Source organism: Ulvibacter sp. 2210JD10-4 (assembly GCF_058148525.1).
Map to the genome: position 1 here is coordinate 1 of NZ_JBYVJZ010000140.1, position 229 is coordinate 229.

The following is a 229-nucleotide window of genomic DNA, read 5'->3' on the forward strand; positions in this document are numbered from 1 at the left end:
GTTGCTTCAAAACCTGAAAGTTGGTGTTTCAATATTGCTGATACTTCAGCTGGTTTAACTTCTGCCATTTTGTTTACTTATATTTGATAGCCCTATGTTAAAACTTTGGGCCACACGTTATACACTTTTACTAAATTCTCTTTTTAAATTTCCTAATTGATTAGCAATACTAGCATTGTATTGTAAATCGCCCACACGAAGAATAAATCCTCCTATGATTGTTGTATCT

General features: G+C 32.8%; 1 protein-coding gene. It reads right to left on the reverse strand.

The features are described 5' to 3' along the window. Window positions 1-117: 117 nt before the first annotated feature. Window positions 118-229: F0F1 ATP synthase subunit delta (locus ACY2RT_RS15795; protein WP_490156850.1), on the reverse strand; the 112-nt coding region annotated here is incomplete at its 5' end.